The organism is Cellulomonas sp. (genome assembly GCF_017744555.1).
Classification (GTDB): Bacteria; Actinomycetota; Actinomycetes; order Actinomycetales; family Cellulomonadaceae; genus Cellulomonas.
Window position 1 is genome coordinate 1 of record NZ_JAGIBD010000106.1, and the last position, 924, is coordinate 924.

Here is a 924-nt window from a genome sequence, read left to right on the forward strand (position 1 = left end):
CCCGACGGCGGACCCGCCGCCTCCTCGTCGACCTGACCCCGCTCGGCGCCCCCTCGGCCTCGACCCTCTCGCACCGGTCGACCGCGGGGTTCGGCCGCTTCTCGCGTCCCGTGACCGGCTGAACCCCGCGCTCGGCAGGCGGGCGGGGGACGGGGGTGTCGGGGCGTTGTCGGTCGAACAGGTGTTCGACTAGCATCGGGTCATGTCCGGGGCCACGATCCTGCACGCCGACCTCGACGCGTTCTACGCGTCGGTCGAGCAGCTGCTGGACCCGACGCTGCGCGGCCGCCCCATCGCCGTCGGCGGCAGCGCGCAGGGCGGTGTGGTGCTCGCCGCGTCGTACGAGGCCAAGGCCTACGGCGTCGCGGGCGGCATGCCGGGGTGGCGGGCCGCGCGGCTGTGCCCGGCGCTGCGGTTCGTGCCCGGGCGGTTCCGCGAGTACCAGCCGCTCGCCGACCGCGTCATGGAGATCCTCGGCGACGTCACGCCGGCGGTCGAGCGGATCTCGATCGACGAGGCGTTCCTCGACGTCTCCGGCTCGACGCACCTGTTCGGGCCGCCCGCGCAGATCGCGGCGCTGCTGCGCCGCCGCGTCCGCGCCGAGGTCGGCCTGCCGATCTCGGTGGGCGTCGCACGCACCAAGCACCTCGCCAAGATCGCGTCGCAGGTCGCCAAGCCCGACGGGCTCGTCGTCGTCGAGCCCGAGCGCGAGCGCGCGTTCCTCGACCCGCTGCCCGTCGGGCTCATGTGGGGCGTCGGGCCCGTCGCGCGCGAGCGGCTCGCGGAGCGCGGCATCACGACCATCGGCGAGCTCGCGCGCACCCCGTCGGACGCCGTCGAGCGGATCCTCGGCCACGCGACCGGCGCACGCATGTCGGCCCTCGCGCACAACGACGACCCGCGCCGCGTCGCGGGGGCCGGGCG

1 pseudogene is annotated in these 924 nt (G+C 76.2%); it reads left to right on the plus strand.

Annotated elements, in window-relative coordinates:
- Positions 1 to 202 precede the first annotated feature (202 nt).
- A pseudogene (locus J7523_RS20400) lies at positions 203 to 924 on the plus strand (DNA polymerase IV); the annotation flags it as partial.